Source organism: Devosia sp. LjRoot16 (genome assembly GCF_964252795.1).
Lineage (GTDB): Bacteria > Pseudomonadota > Alphaproteobacteria > Rhizobiales > Devosiaceae > Devosia_A.
The window spans coordinates 96,641-115,983 of the sequence record NZ_CAXUPH020000007.1 but is presented as its reverse complement, the minus strand read 5'-3'; the positions used below and the strand labels follow the sequence as shown (position 1 = coordinate 115,983).

The window sequence follows — 19,343 nt, the reverse complement described above, 5'->3', positions numbered from 1 at the left end:
TAACGAAACTGCTAATAATTATTAGCGTGGTGGGAGGACTATATGATCGGCGAGACTACGGCCACCAAGGCTGGCGCAAACGCACGCGAGGAGATCTCGCTCGATGGCGCTTGGCGCTTCCGGCTCGATGGCCATGGCGACTGGCGCAATGCTACCGTCCCCGGCCCCTGGCAGGCCGAATTCGCCGATCTCCGCCACGCCACCGGCAAGGCCATCTACGCCCGCCAGCTGTCGATCCCGGCCGCCTGGCAGGGCCGCGAGATCGCCATCCGCTTCGGCGCGGTGAACTATTTCTCCGAAGTCCGCCTCAATGGCCGCGTGCTCGGCACCCATGAAGGCGGCTACCTGCCCTTCGAGTTCGTCATCCCCGCGGGCACCCCGGCCGAGAGCGCGCTGGAAGTGCACGTGACCCTGCCCAGCGGCGACGCCGAGGCCTATCCGGACTATCCGTTCGGTGAAATCCCGCACGGCAAGCAGAGCTGGTATGGCCCGCTCGGCGGCATCTGGCAGTCGGTGAAGCTCTTGTCGCGCGATAAGCGGCACGTCGCGCATGTGGCGATCGACGCTAACCCGGACAGCGGCGACGTCGCCGTGACGCTGACCCGCTCGGCCGCCGGCGCCGGCGCCACAGTACGCGCCACGGTGGGTGGGGTTTCCGCCGAGACCACCGGCGCTTCGCTCACTTTGAAGCTCAACGCCCCGGCGCTGTGGTCGACCGAGACGCCGAACCTGCATTCCCTGAAGCTCGAACTGATCGCCAACGGCGAAGTGGTCGACAGCACCACGCATAGCTTTGGGTTCAGGACGATCGAGACCCGCGACGGCAAGTTCTTCCTCAACGGCCAGCCGCTCTACCTGCGTGGCGCGCTCGACCAGGATTACTACCCGGATGGCATCTGCACCCCGCCCTCGCTGGAATTCCTCGAGGACCAGTTGCAGAAGGCCAAGCATCTCGGCCTCAACCTCCTGCGCGTCCACATCAAGGTGCCGGATCCGCGCTATTACGAAGTCGCCGACCGGCTGGGTGTGCTGATCTGGACCGAAATCCCCAACGTCCAGTACTTCACCGCCGCTGCCGCGCAGCGCATGCGCGACACCATGGCCGGCATTATCGCCAGGGATGGCAACCACCCCTCGATCATCGCCTGGACCATCATCAACGAGGATTGGGGCACTCGGCTGATCGAGAACGCCGATCACCGCCAGTGGCTCAAGGACACCTATGACTGGCTGAAAGCCAAGGACCCGCGCCGGCTTGTCGTCGACAACTCGGCCTGTATCCCGAACTTCCACGTCAAGACCGACATCAACGACTACCACTATTACCGCTCGGTGCCGGAACGCCGCGCCGAATGGGAAAAGCTCACTGAGGAGTTCGCCGGCGCCGCCGACTGGACCTGGACGCCCTTTGGCGATGGCGAGCGTCGCGGCGACGAGCCGCTGGTGGTGTCCGAGTTCGGCGTCTGGGGCCTGCCCCATCCCGACCAGGTGAAGACCCCTGCCGGCGCGGAGCCCTGGTGGGCCGAGACCGGCGGCAACTGGGGCGACGGCGCGGCCTATCCGCACGGTATCCAGAACCGCTTCGCCACCTACCACCTCGACAAGGTGTTCCAGAGCTTCGGCGACTTCATCACCAACGTGCAGTGGTACCAGTTCGCCAATCTCAAATACGAGATCGAGTCGATGCGCGCCCACGCACCGATCCAGGGCTACGTCATCACCGAAATGACCGACGTGCATTGGGAGGCCAACGGCCTGCTCGACATCAACCGCAACCCGCGCGCCTTCCACGATCGCTTCGCCGAGATCAACACCGACACGGTGATCGTGCCGCAGCTGGCCCATCACGCCATCACTTCGGGCGACAGCTTCGCGCTGAACCTCAAGGTGGCGACCGGCGGCAAGGCGGTTCCGGCTGGCGCGACGCTCACCTGGTCGGTCGAGGGCACGAGCGGCAAGCTCGATGTCCCGGCGACGGAAGGTCTGGCGGTCGCCGACCTCGGCGCCACCACGATCACGCTGGGCGGTGAGGCACGCGTCGCCAGTATTGCGTTGAAGCTCGAAGCCGGCGGCAAGCTGCTGGCCAAAAACGAGATCCAGGTCTCGGTCTACTCGAAGCGCACGGCCGGCCCGGCAAGGATCGCCGCCGCCAGCCCCGAACTCGCAGCCTTCGCCAAGGGTCTCGGCTATACGGTGACCACCGATACCGCTGCCGCCGACCTGGTGCTCACCCATGCGCTCGGCGCCGCCGACATCGAAGCGATGCGCCACGGCGCCCGCTACCTGGTGCTGGCCGACGGTTCGGTCGAGACGCACCGGAACCTCCGCACCGACCCACCCCGCGCCGAGCCGCCGACTATGCCGGCAGGCAAGGAGCGGGCCCGTCACCTCGGCTCGGAAACCCAGCTCCCCAATATCGGGCTGGTGCTGCGTGATGGCACGCTGTGGCGCGGCGACTGGATCGCCAACTTCTCCTGGATCAAGCGGACAGGGGCATTCGCCACCCTGCCCGGCGGCCCGCTGCTTGATATCTCGTTCGATCGCGTCGTGCCGCACCACGTGCTGACCGGCTTCCGCTCCTGGGAATATGAGGGGCTGATCGATGCCGGCGTGGTCATCGGCTGGATCAACAAGCCGGCCGCCACCATCGCCCGCCGCACCGTCGGCAAAGGCGGCCTGGTGGTCACCACCTTCCGCCTGACCAATGACGCGCCGGGCGTTGATCCGGTCGCGGCGGCACTGTTCGACGGCCTTGTCACCACCACGGCAAATCTGGAGACGGACTGAAGGAAACTGAATCAGCTTTTCGGGTAGGAAACACAGGAAACGCGTCATCACCGGATGACGGTTTCCTCTAACTATCTGAAACTTAAGATGAATTTTCCGCTTTCTTTTGATACAGGATTGACAATATTGTCAGCCGCAATAGCATCAGCACCGGTCCGCGAGATCCCCAAGGGACACGCGGGCCGGGGACGACCCGGGAGGAACGCGATTTGGCCGATATCAGGCTCGTAAACGTCAGCAAGCACTTCGGTCAGGTCCGGGTCATCGAGAACGTTTCGATGACCATCGGCTCCGGCGAGTTCATGGTCTTTCTCGGCCCATCGGGTTGCGGCAAGTCCACGCTGCTGCGGATGATCGCGGGCCTCGAGGACATCGACGGCGGCGAAATCCACATCGGCGACAGGCGCGTCGACGAGCTGCCGCCCGCCGAGCGCGGCGTCGCCATGGTGTTCCAGAACTACGCGCTCTACCCGCACATGACGGTGCGCGAGAACATGTCGTTCGGGCTGCAGAACATCCGCACCCCCAAGCAGGAGATTGCGAAACGCGTCGCCGCCGCGGCCAAAACCCTCGAGCTCGAACACCTGATCGATAGGAAGCCCGGGCAGCTCTCGGGCGGCCAGCGCCAGCGCGTCGCCATCGGCCGCGCCATCGTGCGCGACCCCAAGGCGTTCCTGTTCGACGAACCGCTGTCGAACCTCGACGCGGGCCTGCGCGCCCGCACCCGCATCGAATTTGCTCAACTGCATCAACGCCTCAAGACCACCATGATCTTCGTGACGCACGACCAGATCGAGGCCATGACGCTGGCCGACCGGATCGTGGTGATGAACAATCGCAAGATCGAGCAGATCGGCACGCCGATGGAGATCTACTCCCGGCCGGCCTCGCGCTTCGTCGCCGCTTTCGTCGGTTCGCCCTCGATGAACTTCTTGGCCGTGCAGCAGCTCTCCGATCGTGACGGCAAGGCTGTGGTCCGGCTGCCCGACAACTCGGAAATCCTCACCGGCATCGCCTCATCCCGCCTGCCCAGTGACGGCCAGGTGACCTTCGGCATCCGGCCGGAATCGGTGAAGGTGTCGGCCAATGGCGCGGTCAGCGGCAAGGCCGATGTGGTCGAGCGGCTGGGCGAGCGCACCCTCGCCTATGTGCGTCTGTCAGACAATTCGGTGGTGATCGCCGAGGACGAAGGCCAGTCGCGCATCAATGTCGGCGACCAGGTGAAGCTCGATTTCGACGGCGCCTCTTCGCACCTGTTTGACGTGAGGGACGTCGCCTACAGCGCCGGCTGAAACTCGTATCCATCAATAGGGAAGATACGCCCTTATGCATCCGAATTTCTGATCCATATCACAAGATAGGTCAGCAATAATGTCCCGAACGGCCACCCCACTGCTCAATGCGCAGGGCCCGGGACAGGGACGGTCCGCACCGATCCGCAACGCCTGCGCATGGAGCTAACCCGATGGGAGGAAATGCAATGATGAAATCGTTTCTGAAGATGGCGCTGCTGTCGACGGCCCTGCTGATGCCGGCCGTGGCGCAGGCCCAGGAAGTCGTGACCTGGTGGGACTTCCTCGGCGGCGGCGACGGCGTCCGCATGAAGGCGCTGATCGAGAAGTTCAACGCCGAGAACGCCGGCAAGATCGAAATCCAGGCTACCACGCTCGAGTGGGGCACCCCGTTCTACACCAAGGTCCAGACCTCGGCCGCCATTGGCGAAGGCCCGGACGTGATGACTTATCATCTGTCGCGCCTGCCGCTCGGCGTCTCCTCGGGCGCCCTCAGCGAGATCACCACCGACGAGCTGACCGCCGCCGGTCTCTCGGGCGCTGACTTCGCCGAGTCCAACTGGAAAGCCGCCCAGGTCGACGGCAAGCAGTATGCCGTGCCGTTCGATATCCACTCGGTCGTCCTCTACTACAACAAGGACAAGCTGGCCGCTGCCGGTCTGATCGGCGACAACGGCCTGCCCACCGGCCTCGACGGCGTCGACAACTTCAAGGCGGCGCTGCAGAAGCTGAAGGATGGTGGTTCCGAGTACGGCATCTCGATCCACTCCGCCGCCGGCGACAGCCAGTGGCGCATTTTCTACTCGCTGCTCGGCCAGCAGGACGGTCAGTTCCTCGATGCCGACGGCAACTTCCTGTCGGGCGACAACCTCGACAAGGCGGTCAAGGCGACCACCGTGGTTGCCGACTGGGTGAAGGACGGGCTGGCCCCGGCCGCCACCGAATACCCGGCCTCGATCGCGCTGTTCACCGGCGGCAAGGCGCCGCTGCACATCAATGGCGTGTGGGAAGTCCCGACCATGACCGACCTGAGCGCCAAGGGTGAGCTCGGCTTCGAATGGGGCGCGATTGCGCTGCCGACCTTCTTCGATCACCCGGCAACCTGGGCCGACTCCCACTCCTTTGCCATCCCGAACCGCGTCGGCAACGAAGTCTCGCCCGAAAAGCGCGCCGCCGTGCTCCAGGTCATTGCCTGGATGAACAAGAACTCCCTCGCCTGGGCTGACGCCGGCCACATCCCGGCCTACTCGCCGGTCCGCGACAGCGAAGAGTTCAAGACCAAGCAGCCGAACGCCACCTACTCGATCCTCGCCGACACCGCCGTGTTCGACCCCTCGTCGGTGCTCGCCGGCGTTGCCTCCCCGGTCTACGACGCTGCCGGCAACTACCTGATGCCCGCCGTCAACGGCGAAATCGATCCGCAGTCCGCCATGGAACAGATGCGCGACGATCTGCAGGGTCAGGTGGAGTAATCCAACCGGCCGGCGCCCACCCGGGCGCCGGCCGGATTTTGCTCGGAGCGTTTTCAGGAAAAGTTGCAGACTTTTCCGGTTCGAAAGCGCGACAATTCAAAGGCTTGGCGCATTTCGCCGTTCGGCGAACGGTGAAAATGCACCACTGGGGAGGCCAGAACCGATGTCAGCCACTGATACCGCCACCGACGTGCCGCTGCCGGCGCGCAAGAAACGCTTCAACCGCAACGAGGTGCTGGCGGCGCTGATCTTCGTTCTGCCCTTTGTCGTCGTCTACGCCGTGCTGTTCATCTACCCGACGCTGCAGATGATCTGGCTCAGCTTCCACAAGGCGCCGCTGATCGGCCCAGGCACCTTCATCGGCCTGGACAATTACGCCAAGCTGTTCAAGGACAAGCTGTTCGGCGTGGCGTTCTGGAACACCGTCTATTTCGTGGTGCTCACCGTGGTGCCGGCCACCCTCACGGCGCTCGCCATCGCCATCGGCGTCAACCGGCTCAAGGGCTGGATGCAGTCGCTGATCCTTGCCTGCTTTTTCATTCCCTACATCCTGCCGGTCTCGGTGGTGTTCCGCGTCTGGGGCTGGATGTTCGACAGCCAGTTCGGCGTGCTGCAACCGCTGATCGCGCTGGTCGCCGGCGACAACGTGCCGGTGTTCCGCACCCTGCCGCTGTTCATGCCGACGGTCGCCTTCATCACCGTGTGGTGGACCATCGGCTTCAACATCCTCTTATTCATCGCCGGTCTCAGGAACATCTCGCCCGAGATCTACGAGGCGGCGGCGCTCGACGGCACGTCGAAATGGCGCCAGTTCACCCGCATCACCTGGCCGCTGATCTGGCCGGTGACCGTGCTGGTGCTGACCATCCAGCTGATTGCCCAGTTCAAGATCTTCGATCAGGTCTACCTGTTCGGTAATGGCGGCCGCTCGGACGCCACCATGGGGCTGGTGCAGCTGATCTACCGGAGCGCCTTCCAGAAGAACAATGGCGGCTACGGCGCCACCGTCGCGGTCGTGCTGTTCCTCATCATCGTGGTGTTCTCCGTGCTGCAGTTCCAGATGCTCCGCGCCCGAGGTGAAAAATGAGCTCCGTCGCCACCACCCCGTCTGCCGGCGAAGTCGTGGGCATGAGCCCGCGCAAACGGCGGATCATCAGGACGCTCGACATTGTCGGGCTGATCGCCACTGTCATCACCGTGCTGGGCGCCATCTTCTGGGCCTTCCCGCTCTACTGGGCGGTGGTGACGACCCTGAAGGTCGAAAACGACATCGTGCAGCCGGGCATCGACCTCTGGCCCCGGCGCTTCACGCTCGACGCCTATACCCACGTGCTGTTCAACACCAAGATCGGCACCTGGTACATCAACTCGCTGGTGACTGCGGTGTCGGTGACGGTGCTGGTGGTGATGATGTCGGCGCTCGCCGGCTACGCCATCAGCCAGCTGAAATTCCCCGGCCGCCGCATCCTCTGGTGGATCATCCTTGCGAGCTTCATGATCCCGATCCCGGCGCTGATCGTGAACCACTTCGTCCTGATCAGTCAGTTCAAGCTGTTCAACACCTGGCTTGGGGTGATCCTGCCGCAGCTGGTCTATGGGCCGGTGACCGTCATCATCTACAAGCAGTTCTTCGACTCGGTGCCCAAGGAGCTGCGCGAGGCGGCCAAGATCGACAACGCCAACGAATTCCAGATGTTCTTCAAGCTCTATCTGCCGATGAACTGGGGCATCACCACTGCGCTGGCCATCATCACCTTCATCGGCGCCTGGAACCAGTTCCTGTGGCCCTTCCTCGCCGTCACCGACGAAAAGATGATGAACGTCACCGTCGGCATCACCCAGGTCACCGATGCCTTCGGCGTGAAATATGCCCGCGACCTCGGCAGCGCCATCCTCGCCGGCCTGCCGGTGGCGATCGTCTACCTGATCTTCCAGCGCAAGGTCACCGAAGCGATCATGCTGTCGGCCGGCATCAAGGGCTGACCTTCGCCGCACGTACGCATAACGGGGGCGTCGGTATAGCCGGCGCCCTCTTCGTTTGAGAATGTGATCACGCCGCATGGCCAGGGTTAAGAAACGCTTAACCGCCTCCCTTCGATAACGATGTCACTGGCAACGGGTTCGCTATGGGTCAGGCGCTTCTCAACGACGAGTACGAACCCGCCGCGGACCGCCAGCGGCTCGCGGCCCTCGATCGCTACGACGTGCTCGATACCGGGCGCGAAGAAGCCTTCGACCGCATCGCGCGGCTGATCAAGCTCACCCTCGGCGTCGAGGTCGGCATCGTCTCGCTGATGGATGCGCACCGGCAGTGGTACAAGGCGGTCGACGGTTTCTCGACCGATGAGGTGCCGCTGCAGAGCGCCTTCTGCCGCTACCTGTTGGCCGACCCCACCCCGATCGTCGTGCCGGATGCGCGGCTCGACGACCGCTTCCGCGACAACCCTTATGTCACCGGCGACCCGCATGTGCGCTTTTATGCCGGGGCGCCGCTGACCACCAGCGACGGCTTCCATATCGGTTCGGTCTGCGCCATCGATTCCGCCACCCGCCATTTCGGACCGCGCGAGAGGGCCATCCTGACCGAACTGGCGCACGTCGCCATGAACGAGCTGGAGCTGCGGCGTCTTGCTTCTACCGACGCGCTGACCGGGGTCTCGAGCCGCCGCGCCTTCAAGGACGAAGCCGGCAAGTTCGTCGCCCTCGCCCGCCGGCATCGCAGCGCGCTGAGCTGTATCGCCTTCGACCTCGACCACTTCAAATCGGTCAACGACACCTATGGCCACGCCGCCGGCGACCAGGTGCTGTCGGCCGTATCGCAACTGGTCACCGGCCAGCTGCGTCGCACCGACCTGTTCGGTCGGCTCGGCGGCGAAGAATTCGCCGTGCTGCTGCCCCACACCGACCAGCACCGCGCCCACGAGGCGGCCGAGAAGCTGCGCACCGCCATCCGCACGCTGAAGATCCCCGGCAGCCATCCGCCGATTGCCGTGGGCGTCAGCCTGGGCGTCGCCACCCTCGATCCGGTCGGCGACGATATCGACAGCCTGCTGCAGAAGGCCGACGAAGCGCTCTATGCCGCCAAGCGCGCCGGCCGCAACCGCAGTGCCTTGTGGCAGCCCTCTAACACCGTGATGCAGACCGAGCGCCGCCGGGTGCTGAAGGCCGGCCGCATCATCTTCATGAACCGCCACGCCGTGACCGACTGCACGGTGCGCTCGCTCTGGGAGAACGGCGCCGAACTGGCGCTGAGCTCGACCCTCGATATCCCCGACACGTTCGACCTGCAGATCCGCTCCGACGGCGCCGAGTGGCCTTGCCAGGTCACCGGACGCACCGAACAGCGGCTCATCGTCAGCTTCACCTGACCGGTTTTGCCGATCGTTTGACCGCCCACCATCAGCAAACGACGAGATTCCCACCTCGATGCACGCTGTTGTTGCCGATCGCACATTATTTTTGCGGATTGATACACAGCTTGCGCCGATCCAAAAAACCCCGCACATTCAAAGCGCTTCGAGATGTCGAGCGAATTTCCCGCGGCAGGGGCTGTCTGAACTACCATTCCAGCTGTTGACTCAACCCCCATGCGCGTCTAACGCTTGAGAATATTGGGAGAAATAGCCGGGCGCTCTGGAGGGAGTTGCCGGCTCTGGTGGGGGAGACGCCAAGCCAATGCCGCAGGGCAAGATCTGACTGTCCGATGGGCAGTACCAGCGTAACGCGATGAGTGGCGGAACGGCTTCCTGACCTCGGGCAGCCGATGAGCGACTACGCGCCGAAAACCGCGACATCGCGGCTCGGCGTCCATGGCGAAGGCTCGTATGGCCCGCGATCTTCCGAGAAAGGAGATCGGCGAACATTCGGGCCCTGTCGCGCAGCAACGTGGATCGATGGCACCGCTGGTGCCTGCCATCCGCCGGCCGGCGAACCTCACCATCCAGAGAGCGATCGCAGGATAACAAGATTATCTTGGGGAGGTGTGGGGGCTTAACCGGGTCGATGGGACCCACAATTCAAACATTTGTCGCCTCAAGGCGACCTTCAGCTTTCGTCGACAGTCAAGGGAGACTCTGTCACATGGTCAAACGTAGAACAATCACAGCGGCACTGCTGGCGCTTGGCGTCATGGCATCGCCGCTGGCAGCGCTGGCGCAAAGCCCGCTTGCTGCCACAGCACCAAAGGAAATCGCTCCGGCGACTCCGCTTCCCGAAGTGCCGCGCAACCAGACCGTCGTTCTCGGCTGGGGTGTTGCACTGTCTTCGCCGATCGGCGTCACCAACCCGTGGGCCCTGCCCGGCTACACCCACCAGGAAGGCAACGCCTTCATGTGGGAGCCGTTGATGTACTTCGCCATCTTCAAGGGCGAGTATGTTCCTTGGCTGGCCGACAGCATGGAATACACCGACGACACCTTCACTGCGCTTGAGATCAAGCTGAACAAGGACGCCAAGTGGTCCGACGGCACTCCCGTCACCTCCAAGGACGTCAAGTTCACCTTCGATGGCCAGCTGAACAACTCCAAGCTGCCCTACAACGCGCACTTCACCCAGTTCGTCGCCTCGACCGATATCGTCGACGACCTGACCGTGAAGGTGAACTTCAAGGCCCCGGCGCCGCGCTTCAAGTTCGAAGTGCTGACCGAGAAGTTCGATACCGGTATCCCGATCGTCCCGGCCGACTACCTGTCGTCCAAGCCCGACGTGAACATGGAACCCGGCTCCATCGATATCCCGCACTCCGGTCCCTATGACCTGAAGGCGTGGAACGGCAACCAGAAGATCTTCGACTACCGTCCCGACTGGTGGGCCGTTAAGGCCGGCCGTATCGCCGAGCCGGCAGTCAAGCGCGTCATCATCGCCAACATCACCGGCGTCTCGATGGACACCGTCGCCCAGCGCGTCGTGAACAACGAGTTCGACTCCGCCCTCGACATGCGTTCCTCGGTTATCGGCAACATCCTTGCCCAGAACCCGGAAATCACCACGCATACCGGTTCGGAATCGCCGTTTGGTTACCTCGACTGGTGGCCGAACTCGCTCTGGATGAACACCCAGCTCGAGCCGTACAGCGACCCCAAGGTCCGTCGTGCGATGAGCCTCGTCATCAACCGCGATGTCATCAACGACATCCTGTATGAAGGCGCTCCGATCGCGACGATCTATCCGTTCCCGCTCTACCCGAACCTGCAGGCCTTTGCTGACTCGCCCGCCGTCAAGGCGCTCGAGGAGCAGTACCAGCCGCGCAAGTTCGACACCGAAGAGAGCGCCAAGCTCATGGGCGAGGCCGGCTTCACGCTGAACGGCGACGGCCTGTGGGAAAAGGACGGCAAGACCATCGACGCCACCATCCAGGGCTTCGAAGGCATCCACTCCGACATCGTGCCGATCCTGGTTGAAATGCTCCGCCAGGGCGGCTTCGACGCCGCGATCAACTTCGGTCCCGATGCGTACCAGAACATGGCGGACGGCAAGGCCGGCCTCTACATGTTCGGCCACGGCGCCTCGCTCTACGACCCGTTCGAAGCTCTCAACCTCTTCCACGGCAAGTACAGCGAAGCCATCGGCACCTCGGCCGGCAACAACCGGTTCTCGCGCTACAAGAACCCCGAGTACGACGAAATCCTCGACTCGATCGCCCCGCTCTCGTCGGACGATCCGAAGTTCCAGGAAGGCGCCGCCAAGGCTCTGGGCATCTACTGGCGTGACCAGATCGATATCCCGATCATCCAGTGGCTGCACCGCATCGCCTACAACCAGCACTACTGGAAGAACTGGCCGACCGCCGCGAACCCCGCAATGGGCACCAACGGCGCGTTCTGGGCCCACACTGGCCTCCTGGTCATCACCTCGCTGCAGCCGTCCGGCGCGCAGTAAGCTGAAGGTCCGCTATCGGGGTGCGCGTCCGCGCGCATCCCTCCACTACTCACCGTGCCGGAGATGACCCGAGTGAACTTCAAGCTGATTGCCAAGCGCCTGTCCTTCCTGGTTCTGGTCATCTGGGCCGCATCCACGATTGTATTCTTCGTCCCCCGCCTCAGCCCCCGCAACGCGCTGCGCGAACGCTTCGCCGAACTGGCGCGCTCCGGCGGTTTTGCTCCAGGCGATATCGAAAAACTCATCGCCAACATGAATCAGCAGTTCGGCCTCGATAAGCCGCTGCTCGAGCAGTACTGGACCTATCTCGGCAACATCGTGCGGATGGATTTCGGCTATTCGCTGAACCGCTATCCCGCGACTGTCACCGACATCATCAGCCAGGCCCTGCCCTGGACCTTCTTCCTCCTACTGTTCACCACCATTCTCAGCTTCATCATCGGCAACCTCCTGGGCGCCATCTCGGCCTGGCCCAAGTCGCCACGCTGGCTGCGCGGCATTGCCACCCCCTTCGTGCTGCTGACCGGCGTGCCGCCCGTTATCATGGGCGTGCTGCTGCTGTTCTTCATCGGCTTCCGTCTGAAGCTCCTGCCGCTCGGCGGCCCCTATTCGATCGGCATCGTCCCCAACTGGTCCTGGGAGTTTGCCCTCGACGTGCTGCGCCACCAGATGCTTCCCGCGCTGGCGCTGATCCTCGGCTCGGTCGGCGGCTGGGTGCTGTCGATGCGCGGCATGGGTGTCACCATCCAGGGCGAGGACTATGTCAACTTCGCCGAGCACAAGGGCCTGACCGGTGGGCGTATCTTCCGCGACTACTACCTCAGGAACACCCTGCTGCCGCAGGTCACCGGCCTCGCGCTGGCGTTGGGCACCCTGGTCACCTCGGCGCTTGTCGTCGAGCAACTCTTCGGCCTTCCGGGGTTGGGACAAGTGCTCAACAACGCCATCCGGTCCAATGACTTCCCCGTCATCTATGGGATCGTGCTGTTCATCACCATCGCCATCGCCGTGCTGATGGCCGTGCTCGAGTTCATCTATCCGCTGCTCGACCCCCGCGTCCGCAACCAGTAGGAACCGGAAAATTGACGACCGTTACCGCAACCTCACCGGCGACCGCAGACACCTCGATGGAGCAGCCGAGCGGCTTCACGCTGTTCCTGCGCTACCTCAACCGCAACCGGGGTCTCGCCGTCGGCGTGGTCATTCTGATTGCGCTGGTGCTGTTCACCGTCATCGGCCTGATCACCATCAACCCCAAGCAGGCCTATCCGCTTTCGGTGGCGACCAAGCAACCGCCCAGCCTGAAGTACCCCTTCGGTACCGACTTCTTCGGCCGTAACCTGTTGGCGGCCATGGTCGTCGGCATGTGGCAGACCGCTGTCATCGGCGTCATCGCCGGCGGGCTGGGCACTTTGATCGGCGTCGTGCTCGGCTTCACCTCGGCCTATTTCGGCGGCTGGATCGACTCGACCATCCGCACCGTCTGCCAGATCCTCACGCCGATCCCGGTGCTGCTGATCCAGGTGGTCGTCGCCGGTTCGCTCGACAAGCGCGACGTCACCATCTTCACCATGGCGCTGATCGTGGTGATGCTGGCCTGGATGGGGCCAACGCTGGTGATCCGCGCCCAGGTGCTCACCATGAAGGAGCGACAGTTCGTCTCGGTGGCGAAGCTCTCTGGCGTCGGCGATATCGCCATCATCTTCAAGGAGATCCTGCCCAACCTCTTGCCGTTCATCGCTGCGGCCTTCGTCGGCCAGGTGTTCTCGGCGGTGTTCGCCTCGTTCTACCTCGCCGTGCTCGGGCTCGGGCCGCTGCGCGAGCCGCTGCTCGGCAACATCATCTGGGCGGCGCAGTTGCAGGGCGCCTTCTTTAACGGCTGGTGGTGGTGGCCGATCGCCCCGTCCATCGGGATGATCCTGATCCTCGCCTCGCTCGCCCTCATCAATATGGGCCTCGACGAACTGGCCAATCCGCGCGTGCGCAAGACGGAGTAATGACGATGAACCTTGCAACCACGGAAAACGCCTCGAGCCGCAACGCGGCCGCGGCGGCGGGCCCCATCCTGCGGGTTGAGGACCTGGTGGTCACCTACTACACCGACCTCGGTCGCGCCCGCGCCCTCGACAACGTCAGCTTCACCCTCGAAGCCGGTATGAAGATGGGCATGGTGGGAGAGTCCGGCTCGGGCAAATCCACCCTGGCCCTTGCCATGATGCGCATGATCAAGCCCCCCGGGCGAATCGAAGGCGGCCATGTGTGGGTCGGCGGCACCGACCTGCAATCGCTCAACGACGAAGGCATGCGCAAGGCGCGGCTGAGTAAGATCGCCTATATCCCGCAGGGCGCCATGAACTCGCTCAACCCGGTCACCCGGATCGGCGAGCAGATGGTCGACGCCATCAAGTCGCATCTGTCGGGCGAGAGCCGCCAGGCGATCAATGACCGCTGCGTCTGGGCGCTGAAGTCGGTGGATCTCGATCCCGGCGTCTTCCACATGTACGCCCACGAGCTCTCGGGCGGCATGAAGCAGCGCGTCTGTATCGCCATCGGCATCCTGCTTCGCCCCGAGGTGATCATCGCGGACGAGCCGACCAGCGCGCTCGACGTGGTCACCCAGCGCCAGGTGATGGAAACCATCGACAAGGTGCAGGACGAGCTGAACTCGGCCGTCATCCTGATCGGCCACGACATGGGCCTGATGGCCCAGACCATGGACCGGGTGGCGGTGATGTATGCCGGCCGGCTGGTCGAGGTGGCGACGGTGCGCGAGATGTTCACCGATCCCAAGCACCCCTACTCGCAGGCGCTGATTTCCAGCCTGCCCACCCTCGAAAACCGCGGTCAGTTCAAGGGCATCCCGGGGCTCGCCCCCTCGCTGCTCCGCCTGCCGTCCGGCTGCGCCTTCCATCCGCGCTGCCCGCTGGCATCGGATCGCTCGCGCTCCGAAAAGCCCAAAGTGAATGTGCTTCCGGGCGGGCGTCTCGTCGCCTGCCATATCTACGACCAGGAGAGCTGAGCCCGTGTCCAACCTCTTGGAAATCCGCAACGTCACCAAGGTCTACCAGCGCGGGCTGTTGTCCGCGCACGCCAAGGTTGCGCTCAAAGAGTTCAACCTGATCCTGCCGGAAAACGATCCCTCCATTCTGACCGTCGCCGGCGAGTCCGGCTCGGGCAAGACCACCCTCGCCATGCTGGTGCTGGGCTTCATCACCCCCACGACAGGCGAGATCCTCTATCGCGGCAAGAACATCACGACGCTCCGTGGCGCCGAGCGCATGGCCTATCGCCGTGAAGTGCAGGCGGTGTTCCAGGATCCGTTCGCGGTGTTCAACCCGTTCTACACCGTCGACCACCTGCTGACCGTGCCGATCAAGCAGTTCAAGCTGGCCAAATCCGGCAAGGACGCGCGCAACAAAATGGACGAGGCGCTAACCGCCGTGGGCCTCCGCCCCGAGGACGTGCTCGGCCGCTTCCCGCATCAGCTCTCGGGTGGCCAGCGCCAGCGCATCAACGTCGCCCGTGCGCTGCTGCTCAAGCCCAAGCTGCTGATCGCCGACGAGCCGGTATCGATGGTGGACGCCTCGTTGCGCGCCAACATCCTCGAGTCGCTGAAGAACCTGCACCGCGACCATGGCGTGACCATCATCTACATCACCCACGACCTGACCACCGCCTACCACGTTGCCGACACCATCACGGTGCTCTATCGCGGCGACGTGGTGGAAAAGGGCGACGTCGAGACAGTGATCCGCAACCCGCAGCACGCCTACACCCGGCTCCTGGTCGACTCGATCCCGTGGCCCAACCTCGATCAGAAATGGGGCCAGCACTCGGTCCGCTCCAAGGAGTCGCAAGCCGAGTTCCACGCCTAGGCATCGGCGCCCCGGAGCGCCTTCAAAGGCCCGTCCCCGCCAAGGCGGGGGCTGAGAAGCCACAGCGCCGGCCGTTCGCAGCGGCCGGCATAGTTACATCCACCGCGGCCCGATATTTGCCGCACCAACTTTTGAGATCGTGTCGACATGCTCGAAATCGCTGAGGTCATCCCTCCGAAATACTCCCCCGTCTGGAAGCTCGCCAAGCAGTGCGGCGTCGATCTCGCCGTCGCCGGCCTGCCCTTCGACAGCTTGCAGGCGAATGAGCGGGTGTCCTCGCTCTCGGCGCTGCAGCGGATGAAGGACGAGTACGAGAAGGGTGGCTACGAGATCCGCGTCATCGAGAGCCGGCCGCCGCTGAACCTCGCCAAGCGTGGCCTCGAGGGCCGCGACGCCGAGATCGATGTGGTCTGCGAGCTGATCACCAATATGGGCAAGCTCGGCATCCCGGTCTGGTGCTACGAGTGGATGACCGATTTCAACTGGGTGCGCACCAACATGGCGCTGCCCAGCCGCGGCGGTTCGGTGGTCACCGCTTTCAACGTCAACGACGTGCCCGACAGCATCACCTCGAACCCGCCGATCTCGGAGGAAAAGCTCTGGGAGACGCTGGAATATCTCCTGCGCCGCGTGCTGCCGGTGGCCGAGAAGGCCGGCGTCAAACTCTCGATGCACCCCGATGATCCGCCGATCACCCCGATCAAGGGCGTCTCCCGCATCATGCGCACCGTGCCGAACTTCCAGCGGCTCGTTGACATGCTGCCGTCGGACTACAACACCATCACGCTCTGCCAGGGCAACTTCACCCTGATGACCGACGATCTGCCCAAGGTGATCCGCGGCTTCGGCAAGAAGAAGATCAGCTTCGTCCACTTCCGCGATGTCGAGGGCGTGCCGACCAATTTCCACGAAACCTGGCACGACGCCGGCAAGACCGACATGCTCGCCACCATGCGCGCCTACAAGGACATCGATTTCGACGGCGTGCTGCGCCCCGACCATGTCCCGACGGTGGAGGGCGACAGCAACGAGAACGCCGGCTATTCCGCCTTCGGCCGGCTCTACGCCATCGGCTATATCCGCGGCCTCCACGAAGCCGTCTATTCGAGCTGAGACAAAACGAAATGAAGATCGCACTCACCGGTTCGTCCGGCGGCGTCGGCCGCGCCATCATCACCGAAGCGCGCAAGCAAGGCCACGACCTGGTCTGCATCGACCGCGTCGCGGCGCCCGAGACCGAAGAAACCAAAGACCTGCACTTCATCCAGGCCGACATGGATGAGTATGACAAGCTCGTCTCAGCCTTTGCCGGCTGCGACGCGGTGATCCACATGGCCGCCATCCCCTCCCCGGGCCGGCACCCCGATCATGTCGTGCACAACAACAATGTGGTGGGCAGCTACAACGCGCTGCAGGCGGCCGTCGAGAACGGCATCATGCGCATCTGCCAGGCCTCGAGCGTCAATGCCATCGGCCACTCCTACAGCCGCGACCCGCATTACGATTACCTGCCGATCGACGAGGAGCACGCCAACTATTCCGAGGAGCCCTACAGCCTCTCGAAATGGATCTGCGAAGCCCAGGCCGACGCCTTCGCCCGCCGCTGGGAGGATATCTCCATCGCCTCGATGCGCTTCCACTGGGTGGTGCCCGAGCGCGAGCTGGCGGCCCGCAACTTCACCCCCAACTCGGCCTCGCCCAAAAAGCACCTCTTCGCCTATACGCGCTTCGACGCCGCGGCGCGGGCCTGCCTCATGAGCCTCGAAGGCAAGTTCAGGGGGCACGAGGCGTTCTACATCGTCGCCCCCGACACCACCCTCGACATGCCCAGCCTCGAGGCCGCCGCGAAATACTTCCCCGGCATTCCGATCAAGGGCGACCTCAGCGGTCGCAAAGCCTTCTTCAACTCGTCAAAGGCCGAGCGCATCCTCGGCTGGAAGCACGACCAGCCGTGATGCGCGTGGCGGGTAACGCCCGCCACACGGTGCTTTCGCTAAGACTGCCAAACCCGGAACCAACCCGCTCCGCCGCGGGTTGGACGGCCGGTCCATCCCTGGAGCAACGCCATGAGACTGTTCGCAACGTTCGCCCTCGCCGCACTGATCGCCGGCGCCGCGGCCCCCGCCCTGGCACAGGGTGCGCCGGACACCGCCGTGACAGGCACCAAGCAGTTCGAGATGAAGGAACTCGCCAATGGCTTCGAGGGCCCTTGGGAGATCACCTGGGGCCCCGATGACTGGCTGTGGGTTACCGAGCGCGTCGGCGGCAAGATCACCCGCGTCAACCCGGCCGACGGCACCAAGCAGGTGGCCATCGATATCGAGGAGGTGTCGGCTCCCGGCGGCCAGGACGGCCTGCTCGGCCTGGCGCTCGATCCGGGCCTGCTGCAGGGCACCGGCAACGACTATGTCTACGCCGCCTACACCTATGTCGACAAATCCCTGCCGCAGCATGAATGGGTCAAGGACAAGTTCAGTCCTTACGCCTTCCTGTTCGCCAAGATCGTCCGGCTGACCTACGACAAAGCGACCGGCACGCTCAGCGATCCGCAGGTGATCATCTCCGGCATGCCCGGCCAGAACGACCACAATTCCGGCCGGCTGAAATTCGGCCCCGACGGCAAGCTCTATTACACCATCGGCGATGGCGGTAAGGGCCAGCTCGGCAACTGGTGCATTCCGATCGAGGCGCAGCGCCTGCCGACCGCCGATGAGCTCTCGGCCAACAACTGGATCGCCTATCAGGGCAAATCGCTGCGGCTGAACCTCGACGGCTCGATCCCCGAGGACAACCCGGAGATCAGCGGCATCAGAAGCCACGTCTTCACCTACGGCCACCGCAACATGCAGGGCATCGACTTCGGCCCGGACGGCACGCTCTATGCCTCCGAGCAGGGTCCGAAGACCGACGACGAGGTCAACGTTCTGGTCGGCGGCGACAATTATGGCTGGCCGCATGTCGTCGGCTTCAAGGACGACAAGGCCTACCAGATGGCCCGCTGGGATCTGGCCACCACGCCCTGTGCGCAGCTGACCTTCTCCGACATCACCATCGACCCCTCGGTGCCGGTCGAGAACGAAACCGATTGGCCGGACCAGCAGCACGACCCGCTGGCGACGCTCTTCACCGTCCCCAGCGACTGGAATTTCACCGACCCGGCCTGCGGCGGCCTCGACTTCATCTGCTGGCCGACCGTCGCCACGTCCTCTATGCAGACTTATTTCCCCAAAGCGGGAGAGGGCATCCCGGGCTGGGAGAACTCGCTGCTGGTCACCACGCTGAAGCGTGGCTCGATCTATCGCGTGCCGCTTGGGCCCGACGGCAAGACCGCCGCCGGCCCGATCGAGCGCTATTTCCAATCCGAGAACCGGCTGCGCGACATGGCGCTGAGCCCCGACATGAAGACCATGTACGTGGCCACCGACGTCAGCGGCCTCGTCGGCACCATGGACGGCGGCGCCGGCACCACGCTCAAGAACCCCGGCGCCATCCTCGTCTACACCTATACCGGCGAGGGTGACGGCGCGGCGGCAGCGACCACTACCGAGGCGGCTCCGGCTGCCGAGGCGGCGACCACTGCTACGGCCGGCGAACCGGCGACTTTCACCGCCGCGCAGGCGGCGCGCGGCAAGACCGCTTACGACGCCAACTGCGTCTCCTGCCACGGCCCCGACCTGGTGAGCGCCAATTACGGCCCGCCGCTGGCCGGCCCCTATTTCGACGGCAAATGGGTGGGCCAGACCGTCGCCGCGCTCTACACCCACGTCCACGACCGCATGCCGCCCTCGCGGCCGGGCGAACTGGGCGACGAAACCTACGCCGACCTCGTCGCCTACATCCTCTCGGTCAACGGCCTCGCGGCAGGGGATGCGGAACTGCCGACGGATGTGACCAAGCTCGAGGCGATGATTATCGCGAAGTAGGACGACGAGATCCGCGAAATGAAAGAAGGGCTCCCGCGAGGAGCCCTTCACGTTCGGTACCCTCCTCACTCAAGCGGGCAGTCGGGATTCCCTCTCCCGTTTACGGGGGAGGGGGAA

General features: G+C 64.1%; 14 protein-coding genes. All 14 read left to right on the top strand.

Translation table 11 applies throughout. The features are described from left to right. Positions 1–42: 42 nt before the first annotated feature. Positions 43–2,787 (top strand): glycoside hydrolase family 2 protein, encoded by a 2,745-nt coding sequence (locus ACSQ23_RS27040; RefSeq protein ID WP_436092526.1) that lies wholly within the window; start codon positions 43–45, stop codon positions 2,785–2,787. Positions 2,788–2,996: 209 nt separating this feature from the next. Further along, on the top strand, positions 2,997–4,079 hold the full coding sequence (locus tag ACSQ23_RS27035) for an ABC transporter ATP-binding protein (protein WP_055999921.1): 1,083 nt from the start codon (positions 2,997–2,999) through the stop codon (positions 4,077–4,079). A 191-nt stretch (positions 4,080–4,270) separates the two neighbouring features. Further along, positions 4,271–5,551, top strand: coding sequence for an ABC transporter substrate-binding protein (locus tag ACSQ23_RS27030; protein WP_436092525.1), 1,281 nt, complete (start codon positions 4,271–4,273; stop codon positions 5,549–5,551). Positions 5,552–5,714: 163 nt separating this feature from the next. Continuing rightward, complete coding sequence (locus tag ACSQ23_RS27025) at positions 5,715–6,638, top strand: carbohydrate ABC transporter permease (RefSeq protein WP_055999918.1); 924 nt, start codon at positions 5,715–5,717, stop codon at positions 6,636–6,638. A gap of 65 nt (positions 6,639–6,703) precedes the next feature. Further along, complete coding sequence (locus tag ACSQ23_RS27020) at positions 6,704–7,534, top strand: carbohydrate ABC transporter permease (RefSeq protein WP_407065073.1); 831 nt, start codon at positions 6,704–6,706, stop codon at positions 7,532–7,534. Between the two features lie 143 nt (positions 7,535–7,677). After that, a complete protein-coding gene (locus ACSQ23_RS27015) occupies positions 7,678–8,919 on the top strand; it encodes a GGDEF domain-containing protein (RefSeq protein ID WP_436092524.1) in 1,242 nt (413 codons plus the stop codon). Between the two features lie 712 nt (positions 8,920–9,631). Further along, positions 9,632–11,428 carry an ABC transporter substrate-binding protein gene (locus tag ACSQ23_RS27010; protein WP_055876934.1) on the top strand — a complete coding sequence of 599 codons (1,797 nt, stop codon included), beginning with the start codon at positions 9,632–9,634 and terminating at the stop codon, positions 11,426–11,428. 72 nt (positions 11,429–11,500) lie between these two features. Next, positions 11,501–12,499 carry an ABC transporter permease gene (locus tag ACSQ23_RS27005; protein WP_244488484.1) on the top strand — a complete coding sequence of 333 codons (999 nt, stop codon included), beginning with the start codon at positions 11,501–11,503 and terminating at the stop codon, positions 12,497–12,499. 11 nt (positions 12,500–12,510) lie between these two features. Next, on the top strand, positions 12,511–13,425 hold the full coding sequence (locus tag ACSQ23_RS27000; RefSeq protein ID WP_436092523.1) for an ABC transporter permease: 915 nt from the start codon (positions 12,511–12,513) through the stop codon (positions 13,423–13,425). Between the two features lie 5 nt (positions 13,426–13,430). Beyond that, positions 13,431–14,447 carry an ABC transporter ATP-binding protein gene (locus ACSQ23_RS26995; protein ID WP_055877050.1) on the top strand — a complete coding sequence of 339 codons (1,017 nt, stop codon included), beginning with the start codon at positions 13,431–13,433 and terminating at the stop codon, positions 14,445–14,447. A gap of 4 nt (positions 14,448–14,451) precedes the next feature. After that, positions 14,452–15,303, top strand: coding sequence for an ABC transporter ATP-binding protein (locus ACSQ23_RS26990; protein WP_055876928.1), 852 nt, complete (start codon positions 14,452–14,454; stop codon positions 15,301–15,303). Positions 15,304–15,450: 147 nt separating this feature from the next. Further along, on the top strand, positions 15,451–16,416 hold the full coding sequence (locus ACSQ23_RS26985; RefSeq protein WP_436092522.1) for a mannonate dehydratase: 966 nt from the start codon (positions 15,451–15,453) through the stop codon (positions 16,414–16,416). Between the two features lie 11 nt (positions 16,417–16,427). Further along, the gene (locus ACSQ23_RS26980) at positions 16,428–17,258 is read left to right on the top strand and encodes an NAD-dependent epimerase/dehydratase family protein (RefSeq protein ID WP_436092521.1); all 831 of its coding nucleotides are present in this window, start codon (positions 16,428–16,430) and stop codon (positions 17,256–17,258) included. Positions 17,259–17,369: 111 nt separating this feature from the next. Continuing rightward, positions 17,370–19,226 (top strand): glucose/sorbosone family PQQ-dependent dehydrogenase, encoded by a 1,857-nt coding sequence (locus ACSQ23_RS26975; RefSeq protein ID WP_436092520.1) that lies wholly within the window; start codon positions 17,370–17,372, stop codon positions 19,224–19,226. The last annotated feature ends 117 nt before the right edge of the window (positions 19,227–19,343 follow it).

Excerpts from the sequence above, each read along its gene's own strand:
- ACSQ23_RS27040 (WP_436092526.1), top strand. The coding sequence starts at position 43 with ATGATCGGCGAGACTACGGCCACCAAGGCTGGCGCAAACGCACGCGAG.
- ACSQ23_RS27030 (WP_436092525.1), top strand. The coding sequence starts at position 4,271 with ATGAAATCGTTTCTGAAGATGGCGCTGCTGTCGACGGCCCTGCTGATG.
- ACSQ23_RS27025 (WP_055999918.1), top strand. The coding sequence starts at position 5,715 with ATGTCAGCCACTGATACCGCCACCGACGTGCCGCTGCCGGCGCGCAAG.
- ACSQ23_RS27015 (WP_436092524.1), top strand. The coding sequence starts at position 7,678 with ATGGGTCAGGCGCTTCTCAACGACGAGTACGAACCCGCCGCGGACCGC.
- ACSQ23_RS27010 (WP_055876934.1), top strand. The coding sequence starts at position 9,632 with ATGGTCAAACGTAGAACAATCACAGCGGCACTGCTGGCGCTTGGCGTC.
- ACSQ23_RS26995 (WP_055877050.1), top strand. The coding sequence starts at position 13,431 with ATGAACCTTGCAACCACGGAAAACGCCTCGAGCCGCAACGCGGCCGCG.
- ACSQ23_RS26985 (WP_436092522.1), top strand. The coding sequence starts at position 15,451 with ATGCTCGAAATCGCTGAGGTCATCCCTCCGAAATACTCCCCCGTCTGG.
- ACSQ23_RS26980 (WP_436092521.1), top strand. The coding sequence starts at position 16,428 with ATGAAGATCGCACTCACCGGTTCGTCCGGCGGCGTCGGCCGCGCCATC.
- ACSQ23_RS26975 (WP_436092520.1), top strand. The coding sequence starts at position 17,370 with ATGAGACTGTTCGCAACGTTCGCCCTCGCCGCACTGATCGCCGGCGCC.